The organism is Achromobacter sp. KK8, from assembly GCF_054188005.1.
In genome coordinates, this window is the sequence record NZ_CM135178.1 from 826854 (window position 1) to 843791 (window position 16938).

The 16938-nt window shown below is 67.7% G+C and carries 16 protein-coding genes; 6 read left to right on the top strand and 10 right to left on the bottom strand.

The annotated features are described in order from the left end of the window. Window positions 1–1089 (bottom strand): iron-sulfur cluster carrier protein ApbC, encoded by a 1089-nt coding sequence (gene apbC / locus ACVN9Z_RS03805; RefSeq protein WP_054448316.1) that lies wholly within the window; start codon window positions 1087–1089, stop codon window positions 1–3. 101 nt (window positions 1090–1190) lie between these two features. On the opposite strand from apbC, the gene ACVN9Z_RS03810 reads away from it, so the two are divergent. Continuing rightward, window positions 1191–1466, top strand: a complete 276-nt coding sequence (locus ACVN9Z_RS03810) for a hypothetical protein (RefSeq protein WP_006385850.1) — start codon at window positions 1191–1193, stop codon at window positions 1464–1466. A gap of 211 nt (window positions 1467–1677) precedes the next feature. Continuing rightward, complete coding sequence (gene metG, locus ACVN9Z_RS03815) at window positions 1678–3744, top strand: methionine--tRNA ligase (protein ID WP_054470700.1); 2067 nt, start codon at window positions 1678–1680, stop codon at window positions 3742–3744. 87 nt (window positions 3745–3831) lie between these two features. Here metG and ACVN9Z_RS03820 read toward each other — a convergent pair whose 3' ends face one another. From ACVN9Z_RS03820 to ACVN9Z_RS03830, 3 genes are all read right to left on the bottom strand, one after another. Then, a complete protein-coding gene (locus tag ACVN9Z_RS03820) occupies window positions 3832–4569 on the bottom strand; it encodes a sulfurtransferase (RefSeq protein WP_054445995.1) in 738 nt (245 codons plus the stop codon). 95 nt (window positions 4570–4664) lie between these two features. Then, window positions 4665–5459, bottom strand: a complete 795-nt coding sequence (locus ACVN9Z_RS03825; protein ID WP_006385847.1) for an META and DUF4377 domain-containing protein — start codon at window positions 5457–5459, stop codon at window positions 4665–4667. Between the two features lie 138 nt (window positions 5460–5597). Then, a complete protein-coding gene (locus ACVN9Z_RS03830; RefSeq protein WP_020926270.1) occupies window positions 5598–6128 on the bottom strand; it encodes an META domain-containing protein in 531 nt (176 codons plus the stop codon). 265 nt (window positions 6129–6393) lie between these two features. Between ACVN9Z_RS03830 and ACVN9Z_RS03835 the strand changes: the two genes are divergently transcribed. After that, window positions 6394–7593 (top strand): acyltransferase family protein, encoded by a 1200-nt coding sequence (locus ACVN9Z_RS03835; RefSeq protein WP_223203251.1) that lies wholly within the window; start codon window positions 6394–6396, stop codon window positions 7591–7593. Here the strand turns inward: ACVN9Z_RS03835 and ACVN9Z_RS03840 are convergent. Next, window positions 7574–7915: a helix-turn-helix domain-containing protein gene (locus ACVN9Z_RS03840; RefSeq protein ID WP_006385844.1), complete on the bottom strand. Its 342-nt coding sequence runs from the start codon at window positions 7913–7915 to the stop codon at window positions 7574–7576. The genes ACVN9Z_RS03835 and ACVN9Z_RS03840 overlap by 20 nt on opposite strands. A gap of 734 nt (window positions 7916–8649) precedes the next feature. Here ACVN9Z_RS03840 and ACVN9Z_RS03845 point away from each other — a divergent pair. Together ACVN9Z_RS03845 and kch are read left to right on the top strand one after the other, a co-directional pair. Beyond that, window positions 8650–9465 (top strand): winged helix-turn-helix domain-containing protein, encoded by an 816-nt coding sequence (locus tag ACVN9Z_RS03845; RefSeq protein WP_006385843.1) that lies wholly within the window; start codon window positions 8650–8652, stop codon window positions 9463–9465. Window positions 9466–9904: 439 nt separating this feature from the next. Continuing rightward, window positions 9905–11095 (top strand): voltage-gated potassium channel protein, encoded by a 1191-nt coding sequence (gene kch / locus ACVN9Z_RS03850; RefSeq protein WP_370445606.1) that lies wholly within the window; start codon window positions 9905–9907, stop codon window positions 11093–11095. Here the strand turns inward: kch and ACVN9Z_RS03855 are convergent. The 5 genes from ACVN9Z_RS03855 to ACVN9Z_RS03875 form a co-directional block, all read right to left on the bottom strand. Continuing rightward, window positions 11092–11460 carry a DUF4156 domain-containing protein gene (locus ACVN9Z_RS03855; RefSeq protein ID WP_006385841.1) on the bottom strand — a complete coding sequence of 123 codons (369 nt, stop codon included), beginning with the start codon at window positions 11458–11460 and terminating at the stop codon, window positions 11092–11094. The genes kch and ACVN9Z_RS03855 overlap by 4 nt on opposite strands. Window positions 11461–11544: 84 nt before the next feature. Then, window positions 11545–11778, bottom strand: coding sequence for a helix-turn-helix domain-containing protein (locus ACVN9Z_RS03860; protein WP_006385840.1), 234 nt, complete (start codon window positions 11776–11778; stop codon window positions 11545–11547). Continuing rightward, window positions 11778–12359 carry a hypothetical protein gene (locus ACVN9Z_RS03865; protein ID WP_232295999.1) on the bottom strand — a complete coding sequence of 194 codons (582 nt, stop codon included), beginning with the start codon at window positions 12357–12359 and terminating at the stop codon, window positions 11778–11780. Before ACVN9Z_RS03865 ends, ACVN9Z_RS03860 begins: the two co-directional genes overlap by 1 nt. Before the next feature lie 536 nt (window positions 12360–12895). Continuing rightward, on the bottom strand, window positions 12896–14479 hold the full coding sequence (locus tag ACVN9Z_RS03870; RefSeq protein WP_232295998.1) for an EAL domain-containing protein: 1584 nt from the start codon (window positions 14477–14479) through the stop codon (window positions 12896–12898). Between the two features lie 99 nt (window positions 14480–14578). Further along, complete coding sequence (locus tag ACVN9Z_RS03875) at window positions 14579–15181, bottom strand: TetR/AcrR family transcriptional regulator (RefSeq protein WP_047991908.1); 603 nt, start codon at window positions 15179–15181, stop codon at window positions 14579–14581. A 236-nt stretch (window positions 15182–15417) separates the two neighbouring features. On the opposite strand from ACVN9Z_RS03875, the gene ACVN9Z_RS03880 reads away from it, so the two are divergent. Next, the gene (locus ACVN9Z_RS03880; RefSeq protein ID WP_458213138.1) at window positions 15418–16938 is read left to right on the top strand and encodes a PHA/PHB synthase family protein; all 1521 of its coding nucleotides are present in this window, start codon (window positions 15418–15420) and stop codon (window positions 16936–16938) included.

Sequence of the window (16938 nt, forward strand, 5' to 3'; positions counted from 1 at the left end):
TCAGGTCGGCTGCTGCACGACGATGGACGGGAATTTCCCGGCCATGTCTCGGGGAAGCGCGGCAACGCCCGCCGCCAGCTTCCTGGCGATGCCGCGATACAGTCCGGCCGCCTCGCTGCCGGGGTCAGCCACCACGGTCGGCGTGCCGGCGTCGGTCTGTTCGCGGATCGCCAGCGTCAGCGGCAGGCTGCCCAGCCAGGGCGTGCCGTACTGCGCGGCCATGCGCTGGCCGCCGCCTTCGCCGAAGATGTGCTCGGCGTGGCCGCATTGCGAGCAGATGTGGATGGCCATGTTCTCGACCACGCCCAGGATCGGCACCTCGACCTTCTGGAACATGCGCAGGCCCTTGCGCGCGTCGAGCAGCGCCACGTCCTGTGGCGTGGTGACGATGACCGCGCCCACCACCGGCACCTTCTGCGCCAGCGTCAGCGCCACGTCGCCGGTGCCCGGCGGCATGTCGACGATCAGGTAGTCCAGGTCGCGCCAGTTGGTCTGGCGCAGCAGCTGTTCGAGCGCCTGCGTGACCATCGGGCCGCGCCAGATCGCGGGCGAATCGGCGTCAATGAGGAAGCCGATGGAGTTGGCCTGCAGGCCATGGCCGGTCAGGGGCTCCATGCTCTTGTTGTCCAGGCTCTCGGGACGGCCCGAGACGCCCAGCATGGTCGGCACGCTGGGACCGTAGATGTCGGCGTCCAGCAGGCCGACCTTGGCGCCCTCGGCGGCCAGCGCCAGCGCCAGGTTCACGGCCGTGGTGCTCTTGCCCACGCCGCCCTTGCCGGAGGCGACTGCAATAATGTTGCGTACATTGGGCAGCGGCTTGAGCCCCTTCTGCACCGCGTGCGCGGCCACTTTCCAGGAAACGTTCACCTGCGCGCCAGGCGCGCCGGCGCCGGCCAGCGCGGCCACGGCGATATCGCGCACCTGGTCGCGCACGGCGTCGGCGGGATAGCCGAGTTCCAGCGCCACGGTGACGCGGCCGCCGTCGATTTGAATGTCACGATCTTTTACAGAAACGCCCAGGTCCAGGCCGGTGTTGGGGTCTTGCGCGCCGCGCAGCGCGGCGCGGATGTGTTCTATCGTTATACTCATGTCACTATGGTTCCGTAGGCAGCGCGGCGTCTGCGGGCCGCCATCCCCTAAAGGATAGCGGATACACGGGAACCTTTCGCTGCGTTTTGCATCCGACCTACATGACCAATACTCTTATCCGCTTCTTTCGTGCCGTGTTGTTCGCCGCCCTGGCCTTGATCGGCATGGCGATGGCGCTGGTCTTCATGCTGTCCACGGCGATCGCCGTGGCGATCCTGTACGTGGTCGCCAAGGTGCGCGGCAAGCCTTTCGGCGTGCGCGCCTACTGGAGCCAGCGCCAGGGCGCCCGTCCCAGCCCCTTCCAGTCCGCCAACGCCCCGTTCGCCACGCAGCCGCGCGGCGACGTGATCGACGTCGAGGCCCGCGAGGTCCGCTGAACACGGCAACACCGGCGCCCGCCGCGCCCTGCGGCGGCCGTGCTGCGGCCGGCCCGCCGGCCTAGCGCTATCCAACCCGCCAGACGCGCCCCGCGCGACCGGCGGGTTGCGTCGTTTCAGGGGGCCGTCCCCGACCGCGCCGGGCGCATGCCCGCCATTGCCCTAAAATGGCCGGCCAACCCATTTTTCCCTTCAACCTCGACCGACAACCATGTCTCGCACTCTCTTTGTCACCACTGCGCTGCCCTACGCCAACGGATCCTTCCACATCGGCCACATCATGGAGTACATCCAGGCCGACATCTGGGTTCGTTCGATGCGAATGGCGGGCCACACGGTGCACTTCGTGGGTGCCGACGACGCGCACGGCGCGCCGATCATGCTCAAGGCCGAGAAAGAAGGCATCACGCCGCAGGCGCTGGTGGCCCGCTACGCCGCCGAGCGCCCGCAGTACCTGAACGGCTTCCACATCCGTTTCGACCACTGGCACACCACCGACTCGCCCGAGAACGTGGCGCTGTCGCAGGACATCTATCGCGCGCTCAAGGCGCAGGACCTGATCGAGACCCGCTCCATCGAGCAGTTCTACGACCCGGTCAAGGGCATGTTCCTGGCCGACCGCTACATCAAGGGCGAATGCCCCAAGTGCCACGCGAAGGACCAGTACGGCGATTCCTGCGAAGTCTGCGGCGCGGTCTACGCCCCGACCGACCTGATCAACCCGTATTCGGCCCTGACCGGCGCCACGCCGGTGCTGAAATCGTCGGATCACTTCTTCTTCAAGCTGTCGGATCCGCGCTGCGTCGAATTCCTGCAGCAATGGACCACCGGCAGCAACGCCAATGGCGGCAAGCACCTGCAGCCTGAAATGCTGGCCAAGACCCGCGAGTGGCTGGGCGCCGAGGACGGCGAGGCCAAGCTCGGCGACTGGGACATCTCGCGCGACGCGCCCTACTTCGGCATCGAGATCCCGGACGCGCCGGGCAAGTACTTCTACGTCTGGCTGGACGCGCCGGTGGGCTACCTGGCCTCGCTGAAGTCGTACTGCGCGGTCAAGGGCCTGGACTTCGACGCCCTGCTCGACCCGGCCGGCAGCACCGAGCAGGTCCACTTCATCGGCAAGGACATCGTCTACTTCCACGCGCTGTTCTGGCCCGCGATGCTGAAGTTCGCCGGCCGCAAGACGCCGGACGCGGTCAACGTGCACGGCTTCATCACCGTCAGCGGCGAAAAGATGTCCAAGAGCCGCGGCACCGGCATCTCGCCGCTGCGCTACCTGGAACTCGGCATGAACGCCGAATGGATGCGCTACTACATCGCCGCCAAGCTGAACGCCCGGGTCGAGGACATGGACTTCAACCCCGAGGACTTCATCGCCCGCGTCAACAGCGACCTGGTCGGCAAGTACGTCAACATCGCCAGCCGCGCCGCCAGCTTCATCACCAAGCACTTCGACGGCGCCCTGGCCTATTCGGGCGACACCGCCGCGCTGGCGGCCGAATACGCCGCGCAGGCCGAATCGATCCGCGCCGCCTTCGAGGCGCGCGAGTACAACCGCGCCATCCGCGAGATCATGGCCTACGCCGACCGCATCAACCAGGCGTTCGACACGGCCCAGCCGTGGGTGCTGGCCAAGGGCATCGCCACCGCCGACGAGGCGCAAAAGGCCGCGCTGCAGGACATCTGCTCGCGTTCGCTGGCCGGCTTCAAGGCCCTGTCGGTGATGCTGGCGCCGGTGCTGCCGGCCCTGGCCGAACGCGTCGCGCGCGAGCTGTTCGCCGCCGATGCCGACTTCACCTGGGCCGACGCCGCCGTGCTGCCGCAGCGCGTGGCGCCGTTCAAGCACCTGATGCAGCGCGTCGAGCCGCAGATGCTGGAAGACCTGTTCGAGCCGCCCGCCGCCCCCGCCGTGATCCCCGGCGGCGAGCCGCTGGCCGAGACCATCTCGATCGACGACTTCGCCCGCGTCGACCTGCGCATCGCGCAGATCGTCAACTGCGAGCACGTCGAAGGCTCGACCAAGCTGCTGCGCCTGACGCTGGACGTGGGCGAAGGCCGCCACCGCAACGTCTTCTCCGGCATCAAGTCGGCCTACCAGCCCGAAGACCTGATCGGCAAGCTGACCGTCATGGTCGCCAACCTGGCGCCGCGCAAGATGAAGTTCGGCGTCTCCGAAGGCATGGTGCTGGCCGCCAGCCACGCCGACGAGGCGGTGGACGCCGGCATCTACGTACTGGAGCCGTTCCCCGGCGCCAAGCCCGGCATGCGCGTGCGCTGATCCGCGCACCCGAGCCATGCAAAAAAGCCCGCAATCTGCGGGCTTTTTTTCAGGCGGCGGCGGCGCGCCGGTCCTCACGGGACGGGATCAATCCTTGCTCGGCGCCAGCGCCGGGTCGAGCGAGATGCGCTCGTCGAACACGAAGCACTTGCCGTCGAACCCCGGGCCGCCGGTTTCCTCGAAGTACTTGAGGATGCCGCCGTCGAGCTGGTAGACGTTGTCGATGCCGGCTTCGTTCATGTAGATCGCGGCCTTCTCGCAACGGATGCCGCCAGTGCAGAAGCTGACCACGGTCTTGCCTTGCAGTTCGTCGCGGTGCGCCTGCACCGCCGCGGGGAATTGCGTGAAACGGTCGATGCGCCAGTCGATGGCGCCGCGGAAGGTGCCTTCGTCCACTTCAAAGGCGTTGCGCGTGTCCAGCATGACCACGGGGCGGCCGCTGTCGTCGGCGCCCTGTTCCAGCCAACGCGCCAGCGTCTTGGCGTCCACACCCGGCGCGCGGCCGGCCTCGGGCCGGATCGTCGGGTGATTCATGCGGATGATTTCGCGCTTGATCTTCACCAGCAGCTTGCGGAACGGCACTTGCGCACTGTGGCTGAACTTCACCTCCAGGTCGGCGAACCGGGCATCGCCGCGCAGGTCGCGCAGAAAGCCGTCGATAGCGCCGGCCTGGCCCGCCAGGAACAGGTTGATGCCTTCCTCGGCCAGCAGGATGGTGCCCTTCAGGCCGGCCGCGCCAGCCACGGCCAGCAGCCGGGCGCGCAGCTCGGGCAGCGCGTCCAGCGAAACGAATTTGTAGGCGGCAATATTGACGACGGAAGACATGGCAAAGCGGGGCGTTGAGCGGCGAAGGGCGTAATAGTAATCGCTGGACCGCGGCGTCCGCTTGCCAGGGATCAAGCGCGGCCCGCCGAACCGCCTCAGCGGCGCACGATTTCCTGTTCCACCACCGTATCCAGCACCCAGCGCAGGCCCGAAGCGTCGGCTGGCGGGTTGGGGTCCCTGACCTCGACCACGCGCAGGCGGTAGCGGATGCCAGGCTGGAAATTGAAGCCGGTGATGTCGCCATACCAGAGCTGCCAGGGCTGCGTCGGCGTATCGCGCACCTGATAGCACATGGCGCGGCCGGCGCCGGCGTTGCACGGCACGCGCTCGGCGTTGACGTAGACCAGCTTGGTCGCGCCCACCTGGCCGCCGGCGACGGGATCGAGGCGGCGGCCGAAATCCAGCGTGTCGCCGTTGCTCAGCGCCCACGTCATGCGTCGCGGATTGCTGGTGTTGTCGAAGGACGTGGCGGTGATGCGCGTCAGGCCGGCCAGGAATTCCTGTTCGAGCTTCATGTTCACCGGCGCGCAGGCCTTCATCGTCGCCACCGGGTTGGACTGGATGATCAACTGGCCGTTGGCCACCGTATAAGGCGCGCTGTAGGTGTTGCAGCCGGCGAAGCCGGTCGCGCGGGTAGCGCCCTGGTCATGGATGAAGCCGATGGTCACAGGCACCGAATTGGATGACGGATGCGGGATCTCGCGCAACGCGCCGCCGGGGCGGGTCCAACGCGCCAGGTCCCAGTTGGTCTGCGCCAGCACGTCCGAGGCAGCGGCCGGCTGGAAGCGCGGGTCGCGCCCGTCCGCGGTGCGCGGCGGCGCCGCGCAGGCCGCCAGCGTCAAACCAAGCGCGCACGGCGCGATCCAGCGCCAGGCAGAGGACAAGGACATGGAAATCTCCCGCAAGAAACAAGGACCGCCCGCCGCGGCACGCTTGCCGGCGGTTTCGGGCAGCGCCCATTGTAGGCGCGCCCCGCCTTGCGGCCGGATGCCGCAAAACATACTGAAACACCTGGCCGGCGCGCGCGTTCAGGGAGTGGGCGGATCCTGGCGGCGCTCGAACTCCAGCACGTCGCCGCCGCGCAGGTTGAACGTCAGATGGCGCGGCGCGCCGCCGCTGTCCAGCGTGAACGTGTCGATGACGGTCAAGCCGCGCAGATAGTCGGCTTCCAGCGCGGCGCGCTCGGCCGGCACGCACGCCATGCGAGTGGCGGCGGGCGCGTCGATGGCCAGTTTGCCGCCCTGCAGCTTATAGCTGCCCTGGTAGCGGTTGCAGCCCGAGAAGCCCTCGGCGCGGTACTGCTTGCCCTGTGCCAGGAAGGTCAGGCGGATCGGCTCGCCATTGTCGCCATGCGGAATATCGCGCAAGGCCCCGCCCGCGCGTGTCCAGCGCACCAGTTCCCAGCTGGTCTGGGCCAGCGAGTCCGCGCTGCTGGCCGCGTTGGCGGCGGCGGCGCCCTCGGCGCGCGCGCCGCCGGTGGACCCGGCGCAGCCAGCCAACGCCACGGCCAGCACCCCGACGCCCAGCACCCGGCAACGCGAAGACAGGAAGGTAAACATCGACAGCACTCCTGAAAAGACACAACCTCGACTGTAACCGCCATGAGGCCAGCACGTCCCGTGCCTCCGCCCGACAGCCGAAGCCTAAAGCTGCACCCGCTCATCACGCGCGCTACATCGCGCGCAGGGGGCCTGCATCGAATGCCGCATGGCGGGGCGCCGTCGCCACGCGCAGAATCGACTGACACTTCCCGACAGGCCGGGCGCGGATCGGCGCCCGGCCCGGGCAGCCATAACAACAATTTCCGGAGACACGGCGATGGGCATGTTGAGAACCTTGCTGGCGCTGTCCGTCGTGCTCGACCACCTGGGCGGCGGCGCCACCGACTGGCTGGTGGGCGGGCGCCTTGCCGTACAGCTTTTCTACGTGATCTCGGGCTTCCTGATTTCCTATGTGCTGACCGCCACCGACCACTATCGGGGCGCGCCGGGCAGGTTCTATGCCAATCGCGCCTTGCGCCTGTATCCCGTCTATCTGGCCGTGGCCGCGCTGACGCTGCTGGCGTACCTTGCAGGCGGTGGCGAGGCGTTCTGGCGCGTCTACGAAGACCTGCCGCTGTCCGCCGAACTGTTCCTGGCGGTGTCGAACCTGGTGATCCTGGGCCAGGACTGGCTCATGTTCTTCGGTATCGAACAGGGTGGCCTGGCCTTTACCGGCAGTTTTGCCCACAGCGAAGTGCCGCTGTACCAGGGATTGCTGGTGCCGCAGGCGTGGACGCTGGGCGTGGAAATGAGTTTCTACCTGGTCGCGCCTTTCGTGCTGCACTCGCCGCGCCGCTTGCTGGTGCTGCTGGTGGCCTCGCTGGCGCTGCGCGCGGCGCTGATCGCCAGCGGCATCGGCCTGGGCGATCCCTGGACCTACCGCTTCTTCCCAACCGAATTGGCGTTGTTCCTGCTGGGTTCACTATCGCACCAGGTGCTGCTGCCACGCTGGCAGGCCTGGAGCCGGCGCGTTGCGCGGCTGCCGGAACTGGGCACGGCGTTGCTGTTGCTGTATGCGCTGGCCCATTTTTCCATTGGCCTGCCGCCCACCTTGCGCGATGGCATCGCGGTGTTGCTGTTCGCCGCGCTGCTGCCGCTGGCCTTCCTGTTCCAGTCACGGCACCGGCTCGACAAGGCGATCGGCGAACTGAGCTATCCGATCTACATCTGCCACGCGCTGGTCATCCTGTTCTTCGGCTGGCTGCTCGACGGCACCCAGGCGCGGCAGCCGGCAATGTTCATGGCGCTGGTGGTGGCCGGCTGCATCGGCTTGGCCGCGTTGCTCAACAGCCTCATCGCCGAGCCGGTGGAACGCCTGCGGCGGCGCCTGCGCGTGGACGCGCCGCTCGCAGGCGTGGGATCGGCGCCGCGCACCGTCAACCCGACCGGCGTGGCGCGCGGCGCGGCGCCTCTGGACAGGGCGCCCGTCCGGCACGCCGCGTCCGCCGGCGGCACGGTGGGGACTATTCGCCGCGCGCCTTGATGTAGGCGGCCAGCACCTGCTCGATCTGGCGCTTTTCCTGCAGGCTCAGGCGCGCATAGGTGGCGTACGACACCGTTTCGAAAGGCCAGGGCGGCTGTTCAGGCGCGTCACCGGCGCCGGCGACGGACGTGGCATGGCCAGGATTGAGCATCGGCCCTTCGCCGGTGCTGAGCCACATGGGATTGACCCGCAGCGCGCGGGTCAGCTTGATGAGTGCATCGCTGGAAGGCTGCAGGCGCTGGCCGCTTTCGTAATTGCCGATAGCGCTTTGCGACAGGTTGCTCGCGACCGCCAAGTCCTTTTGTGTCCATCCCTGAAGCATTCTTGCGTTGCGCAGACGATGGCTAAACGTGTCCAATCGATCAACCTGAGACATTAATATGAATTTATTTATTTGATTAAAACATCTCAATACTGCCGCCAAATAAACGGATTGCACCCCAATTCCGTGGCTAATCCGTAAATCGCGGCGCCCTCCTCCCGGCCCCGTGCGGGCCCCTGCCCCGCCACCGCGAAACTGACCCGCGGCGATGCAAAAAAGCCCTTTCTATCATCGGCTTGCAGTCGGCACGGCGCCATCCCGACGGTACCTGCCGCGCGCGGACGCGCGACGTTGGCGCGGGGTTAACGCCGGCCCGAGTTTATGGTTTTTCGGCGTGTGAAAATAGAAAATAATGTATCGGTAATACTTAATATCTTCAGGTCTCAACCACGCAAAACAAACAGCGTTCCAAGCGCCACGCGGAAATATGCCTCGCGTCAATTGTTACCACCAGAAACTACAGAAACGTATCTTCACAAAAAAACACGCCCGTGTTTAAATGAAACACGGGCGTGACTTCCATGCGGAATCGGATCATCGGCGGCCTGGGCGCAACGCGCTCGAGCCAGGCGCCGCCCCGGACCCCGACCGCGGCCTCAACCTGCCGCGGCCCACACGCTGGGCACCAGCCCAGACCTTCGCCCGCCACCAGACAACACCGCCAGATGCCGCCACATCATGGCGCAGCAAAGGGAGAGGGGCATGACACGCAACGCAGGCGCGGACGGGCATCCATGAACAACACACTGGATGTCATTTTCCTGGCCCAGGACGACGCCAGGCACGGTCGGCTGGTCCAAGCGCTGTCCCATCTCGGATTCAGCGTCCGTCGCTGCCACGACCTGGCCGACGTCTACGACCGCTATTCCCGCCGCGCCTGCCCGCTGATCATCCTGGAAGCGCCGCTGCCCGATATCCACAACGCCGCCGTACGGTTGCGCGCCATCGACCGCAGCCTGGGCATCGTCGCCATCGCGCCCTTCGGCGCCGAGGAAAACCGCATTCGCACCTTGCTCTGCGGCGCCGACGCGTGCCTGCCGCCGGAGGTCACCGGCCTGGAGCTGGCGGCGGTGCTGCAGGCGCTGGTGCGCCGCGCAGTGGGCCTGGACCTGTCCGAAGCGGTGGCCGAGCCGCCCCCCGACGACCCCCTGCAGGAAACCTGGCGCCTGGCCAACAAGGGCTGGACCCTCATCAGTCCCGCCGGGCGTACCCTCGGGCTGACCACGGGCGAGCGTGATTTCCTGACCCGCCTGGTGAAGGCGCCCGACCGCAAGGTCAGCCGCGACGCGTTCTATCCCGACGGCGCCGAAGACGCCGACGGCGCCATCACGCGGCGCCGCTTCGTAGACGTCATGATCAGCCGGCTGCGGCGCAAGGCGACGGCCAATCACATGACCTTGCCGATCCGCGCGGTGCATGGCTGGGGCTATATGTTCGCGGCGGATATCGCGCTGGAACTGGATCCGCGGGAAGGAGGAGAGGAGAGTCGTCCGGACGGACAGGAGGCCTGGCGCCGCGACACCGCGGATGCGGGCGCGCCATCTTACTGATACGCTGGCGCCAGGAGCCTGGCGATGGGCGAAAAAAACGCGGCGCTGCCCCGAAGGTAAGACGCCGCGCTAAAACAACACGTGAGCCTGGAGTCATCAGCCGGCACTGATGCCTTCTACCTAGATCACGCGATTCCAACATTCGTGCCTCATACTACTCACGCACGGACTGGCCGTGAGCCCGGTTGGGGTCTCTAGTCCCCACCCAAGCTGCAGCGTGATAACGCCCGGGGATTTCGTCCGCCCTGGCAGCTGGCGGGCTTGTCGCCCGTATCAGCGGCGTTCCTCTCGGATAGCCGCGTGATGAAGGCAGTTTAGGACGTCGGGCGCAATTCAAGTAATTCTTTGTTGATAGCCTTCTATACATATTGGATATAGCAAGCCCCCGACGGGCGCCTATAGAATGCAGGCAAAGGATGCCCCTGCCATGCCCAATCCCCTGACCGGCCTCGCGCGCCGCCTGCGCCGTGTGATCTCCCTTGTGCCGCCCAACTGGTGTCTCGCCATCCTGGTGGCCCTGGACGGGTATGCCTTCATGCATCCGGTGCTGCGCGAAGTGCGGACGCGCGAGTATTCGTTCTGGCTGGCGCTGGACAACTGGCGGGACGTGATGCAGGTGGTCGGCCTGCTGGAGATCCCGCGGCTGGTGCTGGGGGTGGGGCTGCAGATCATCGCCCTTGGCCTGATCCTGAAGGCGCGCATCGCCTGGGCCTTCTCGCTGGTGCTGCTGATCGGCATCGGCACCTTCGCCATCCTGGGCGACAGCGGCCGCGCCGGACTCGGCATCTATACGCTGGTGCTGGTGGTGGCGCTGGTCGCCTATTGGCGCCGCTTCGATCGCGCCAGCGTCACGGCCGGCTCGCTGTTCGCGCTGGTCAGCATGGTGTCGCTGCTGATTTATGCGGTGTTCGGCACGCTGTACCTGGGCGAGGAATTCAATCCGCCCATCAAGGACGCGGCGACCGCCCTGTACTTTTCCATCGTCTCGATGTCGACGGTGGGCTATGGCGACATCACGCCGCACAGCAACGCGGCGCGGCTGTTCACCGCGTCGATTATCATTCTCGGCATCACCGTCTTCGCCACCTCCATCAGCGCGATCGCCGGCCCGGTGATCGGCGGCAACCTGAAACGGCTGGTCAAGGGCCGGTTTTCCACCGCCATGAGAAAAAACCACATCATCATTGCCGGCGCCACGCCCCTGGCCATGAGCGTCTACGACGGCCTGCGGCGCCGCGGCGACGAGGTCACGGTCATCGTGCCTGCCGGCGCACCGCAGGAGTACCCGGCCGCCACCGACCTGATCGAAGGCGATGCCTCCAGCGTCGAGGTGCTGCGCAGCGCGGGCGTGACCCGCGCGCGCTATGTGCTGGCGCTGCGCGAGGACGACGCCGAGAACGCCTTCATCGTGCTGGCCGCCAAGGAAGCCGCCGGCGAACAGGGCGCCAGGACGGTGGCCCTGGTCAACACCAGCAAGCACCTGGAAAAAATCCGGCGAGTGCAGCCCGACCTGGTGTTCTCGGTGCAATTGCTCGGCGCCGAACTGCTGACGCGCGCCATCAACGGCGAGCCGCTGGACAGCCAATCGATCACCGACCTCTTCTTCGCCAAGGCGGCGCCACAACGCTAGCCGCAGCGATAGACATTGCCGGACAGCGTGACGTTGGTCTGCTCCATGTGATCCTTGCCGCCCGTCTGTCCGGCGCGCTGCGTCAACAGATAGACCACGTTGCCGCCCATCGCGGCGGCGCGATTCTTCAGGTCATTGCGGGCCCCCGTTTCCATGTCGGCGTTGGAGGTGATCGCTCCCGCCAGGAAGTTGCCCTGGCTACCGGTGACATCGCCCAGGAAGACGCATTCCTTGCCGGGTTCGTTGTGCGTGATGCGCACGCTCGCGGCGCCGGGTGTCAGCGCGATGGGCGCGCAGGCGGCCAGCGCGGTGGCGCAGGCCAGGAAAGAAGCGATACGCGACGCATCGCGGGACAGGGTTTGCATGACGGCAGGCATCCATCGAGAGGACGTGGGAATCCCACGCATGGCCACGCGCCACGCGCAGGGGAAAGCAGGAACGGGAGGGAGTCAGTCGGGGGCTTCGTCGCCCGCCGCCGGGCCTGGCTGGTATTCGAGCAGGTCGCCAGGCTGGCATTGCAGCACTTCGCAGATGCGTTCGAGCGTGTCGAAACGCATGCCCTTGACCTTGCCCGACTTGAGCAGCGACAGGTTCGGCTCGGTGATGCCGATCTCCTGGGCCAGCTGACGCGCCTTCATCTTGCGCTGCGCCAGCATCACATCCAGCCGCACGACAATCGCCATCAGATGAACCCCCGGTTCTCTTCCGCGACCCGGGCCGCCTCTTCCATGGCCCAGGCCAGCGAAAACAGCAGGCCACCCAGCAACGCCAGCAGGATGTCGCTGACGTCGATATCGATCAGCATGTGCGGGCCCTGCCCTGGTCCGTTGGCCAGCGTCAGGACCAGCGCCAGCACCGTCTTCAACACCGGCACCGCCGCGCTGAACACCGTGACCAGCACGGCGATGCCGCGCAGCCGGCGCGCGGTGGCGACCGTGAGCACATCGCCCCGGCCGAAATCGCTGAACATCGCGTAGGCGTGCGCGATGCCGCGCAACGCCAGCCCCGCCAGCGCCCCGAACAGCGCGAAACCCAGTAGCCGGTAGCCCGGCCCCAACTGCAGGTGCGGCGCGGGCGGCGGTCCGGCCAGCCCGACATGGGCGGCCGCGCTGTCGACCGCGGCCGGCGACGGGGTGATGCCGAGGAACGAATAGATGCCGCGCGCCAGCACCGCCTCGGCGGTGAAAAACCACATGCCGATCAGTGCGGCGACCAGCAGCAGCGCCACGGCGATGAGCAGGCCGCGCATCCATCGCGACAGCACGCGGATGCGTTCAAACCGGTCGCGCCCTGGCGGCGCGGGCGGGGTTTGTTGGGTGGGAGTCGAAGTCAGCGCTGCGGCCACGGGAGCCTCCAGAACACGTTGCGAAGGTAATGACGTTGCTGTAGTGTAGCAATAAATTATCGTAAAACAATAATTTTTTATCCTAAAAGGAAAACCATGCGGTCAGCCATCGCGATCGCCGCGCTAGTCGCCGCGGCCTTGTTGTTCATGGCGCTGGCGTCGGCTTGCGCCTGTGGGCGGGACACGCCTGGCCGGGCCTGCCACCGCGACAGGGGCGCGCCGGCCGTGCGCACCGCCAGCGTCTGGTCACTGGGCCAGCGCTTTTCATTGCCGACCTTGCCAAGGCTGGGCTTCCCGTCCGTGCGCGACGGGGCGGCATGCGCCTGTTGTGACCGGGGCCCATTGCCCCGGACCGGAACGGCTTCGGAGGCGGCGGACGAAAAGGATCGCCGCAAGCCCTGGCAGATATCGGCGTCCGGGCGGCCCGCGCAGGCCATGGAGTGAGCGCGCCGCGCTCAGCCCCGAAGCGTGGCCGGCACCGGTGGCTCGGCCGCTTTGTCGGCATACCAGCGCACGAAGTCGGCCGACCGCATGGGCCGCGCGAACAGGTAGCCCTGGATGAATGCCACGCCGCGCTCGGTCAGGTAAGTGAATTGTCCAGGGGTTTCCACCCCCTCGGCCACGACCGCCAGGCCCAGGCGATGCGATAGCGTGATGATCACGTCCAGCACCGGCGCTTCCTCGCCGTTGTCCTGGATGGCCTGCACGAAGCCCTTGTCGATCTTGAGATAGTCGACCGGGAACATCTGCAGGTACGACAGCGAACAATGTCCCGTGCCGAAATCGTCGATCGCGACGAAAACGCCCTGCGCGCGCAGCGCGTCGATATTGCGGCGGGCCTGGCCATTGTCGGAGATCAGGCTGCGTTCGGTGATTTCCAGCACCATCAAGGACGGCCGGATCGCGCCGCGAAAGGCCTGGATGTCCGCGACCAGCGCGGGACTCGACAGATGTTCCGGCGCCACGTTCACGGCGATATGGAAATCGGGCGGCGTGTTCCAGGCCTGCATGTCGCGCTGGATCAGCTTGAGCAAGTGTTGCGTGAGCGGCACGATCATGTTTTCGGCCTCGGCCGCCGCGATGAAGATGTCGGGCCGCACCGGCCCCACGCCCGGCCGGGTCCAGCGCATCAAGGCCTCGGCGCCTTCGCAGCGACCGGTGGCCTTGCCGTAGACCGGCTGGTATTCGACGTGCAGCTCATCGGCGTCCATGGCGCGGCGCAATTGCTCCTTGAACGACTGCCGGTTCACTTGCAGGCGGTAGGCGCCGAAGGCCAGCAACGCCCCGCACAGCATCGCCACGGGCAGATAGGTGACCAGCAGCTGCTGCCAGGCGCGCACCACGGTTTCGGACGGCGCCATCACCCTGATGACCAGGTCGCCGCGGCCGGCAACCGCCTCGGTCGACTCAAACAGGCTCTCGGCCGCCGCCGTGCCCCAGGCATCGTTGCGGATGGGCGCGCCCCGGCCCAGCGTCACTTCGAGCTGGTAGGCCCCCAGCGACGACACCGCGTTGAGCAGGTCCTGCACGTAGCGGCCGTCGACCACCACCACGCCGCCGCGGCCGTCCTCGCCCGCCATGCCCAGCAGCAAGGCCGGGCGGTCGGGCGCCAGGGGCGTGCCGGACACGCTGACGAACCACTGTGTCGGCGGCGCGCCGACCGGCCAGCGGTGGAACGCGCCAGTCTCGTAGTCCACCTCGCCCAAGGCCGACGAGCAATAGATGTGCTCGCGCTTGACCAGCAACAACGAGCGGAAATACGGATTGAGCGTGCCCCAGCGGTACAGGTCGGGACGCGCCGTCTGGCAGGACTGCGCGGACAGGGCCGTGACCCGCGGCAGGATGTCGAGGGCGCGAGCCATGATCTGGCCGGTCTGCACTCGCACGATCCGGCCCGCCGTGGCGGCTTCGGCGCGCTCGGTGCTCAGCGCGTGCAACCAGGTCCAGCCGATGCAACCGAGCACCGGCAGCACCAGGGCCAGTGCCACCGGGAAATAGCGCCAGGACGGCACGCGGACCGTCATTCCTGAGGTGGGCACATCTTCCTCGCAGCGTCAGTCATGGGGGTGTCGCAAGGATACAGGGCGGCGCGGCCCCGCGCATCCACGGCGACGCCGCCGCCGAAGGCAGGCGCGCGGCTACAGCAAACCGCAGATCAGCGCCACGTGCGCTTCGCGCCGCTGCGGCAGGTTCAGGCGCTCGTCCGGGCCCAGCAGGATCGCCATGAAGATGGCGTGGACCACCGGCGACAGCAGCAGCCAGGGATGCCGCAGCGCGGCGCCATCGCCGCACAGGCCGCGCGCGCGGGCCAGCTCCAGCAGCTGGGCGATGTCGGCCTGGTGCGCGTCGGCGGTCTGTTCGCGCCAGCGCCGCGCCAGGTGCGGCACGCGCAGGCTTTCGGCCAGCAGCAGGCGCATGGCGCTGATCATGGCCGGATTGGCCAGGCTGGCATAGAGATGGTTGACGAGGCGTTCGGCCAGGTGGCGCGGCGTGGCCGAGCCCTCGACCAGGGCGCGGGCGTCGAGCCGCGGTGGGCAAAGGTAGCGCGCCAGCAGCGCCTCGAAGACTTCCTCCTTGCTGGCGAAATGCGCGTACAGGCCGCCTTTGGACAGACCGGCGCGCAAGGCGATGTCATCCATCCGGGCGCCGGTGTAGCCGGCGGCCGAGAACTCCTGCAGCGCGGCATCGAGGATCTGCCCGACGCGCACGGTAGGAGGGAGACGCTGACGTTGCGAACTCATCACCCCTGCTCCCATTGCGGATTGGCGGGCAGCGCCGCCGCCCGCCAACAGCACCATTAAAAACCGACCAGTCAGTCGCTAACTTGATTCTGATCAAGGATTGATCACCACCGCGGCGGCACAATGCTTTCAAGACGTTTGAGTCGGATTGGTCCGACACCGGGCCACAAGCCCGGATGCGCGACGATCCGGCCTCGCGAGCGGCATTCCCGCCGCCCGCGCGCCCTGGAGCCATCATGCCGAAACGGAACCCGCCAGCCCCCCCGCAGACCGCGCTGCGCGCGGGCCGGTTCGATGACGACGCCTGGCGCCAATGGCCCTATGCCCTGTGGAGCCAAGGCTTCCAGCAGGCCCAGCGCAACTGGGACGCCTACGTCCGCGCCCTGCCGCTGGCGGATCGCCACCAGCGCGACCTGGCCGCGTTCATGGTGCGCCAATGGCTGGAGTGGTGGGCCCCGGACAACAACCCATGCACCAATCCGCTGGTGCTGCGCCAGACCTTGCGAGAAGGCGGCGCCAATCTGTTGCGCGGCGCGCAGGCCGCCTGGGAAGACGGGCTGCGCCAGCTGGGCGGCCTGCCGCCGGCCGGCGCCGAACAGTTCCGTCCCGGCCACGAGGTGGCGGTCACGCCCGGCAAGGTCGTGCTGCGCAATCCGCTGGCCGAACTGATCCAGTACCGGCCCGCGACCCGCCAGGTGCGGCCCGAGCCGATCTTCATCGTTCCGGCCTGGATCATGAAGTACTACGTGCTGGATCTGTCGCCGCACAACTCGCTGATCCGCTATCTCGTCGGCCAGGGCTATACGGTGTTCTGCGTGTCGTGGAAAAACCCCACGGCCGCCGACCGCGACCTGGGGCTGGACGATTACCTGCGCCTGGGTGTGCGCGAGCCGTTGCAAGCGATCGCGGCGATCGTGCCCGGCGCGGCGGTGCACGCGGCGGGATACTGCCTGGGCGGCACGCTGCTGGCCATGGCCGCCAGCGCCATGGCGCGCGACGGCGACTCGCGGCTGGCCAGCCTGAGCCTGCTGGCGGCGCAAACCGACTTCAGCGAGCCTGGCGAGCTGGGCCTGTTCATCGACGCGTTCCAGGTCGCGCTGATGGAGGCCGAGATGGCGGCGCTGGGCTATTTCCCGGCGCGGCAGATGAGCGGCGCGTTCCAGTTGCTGCGCGCGCAGCAGCTGGTGTGGTCGCGCATGACCTCGGAATACCTGCTGGGCCAGCGCCGCCCCATGAACGACCTGCAGGCCTGGAACGCCGACGCCACCCGCATGCCGGCGCGCATGCACGGCCAATACCTGCGCCACCTGTACCTGGACAACGACCTGGCCGCCGGCCGCTACGCCGTGGACGGCCGCCCGGTGCGGCTGCAGGACCTGCGCCTGCCGACCTTCTGCGTCGGCACCGAGACCGATCATGTGGCGCCATGGCGTTCGGTCTACAAGCTGCACGAACTGTCGCCTGCCGCGCTGACCTTCGTGCTGACCAGCGGCGGTCACAACGCCGGCATCGTCAGCGAACCGGGCCATCCGCGGCGGCGCTTTCGCAGCCTGCTGCGCGCGGCGGGTCAGCCGGCGCTGGCCCCGGACGCCTGGCTGGCGGCGGCCACGCCGCACGACGGTTCCTGGTGGCCGCACTGGCGCGCCTGGCTGGACGGGCTGTCCGGCAAGCCGGCCAGCCCCCCCTCGATGGGCGCCGCGCGCAAGGGCTACCCCGCGCTGGGCGACGCGCCCGGCACCTATGTGATGGAGCAATGA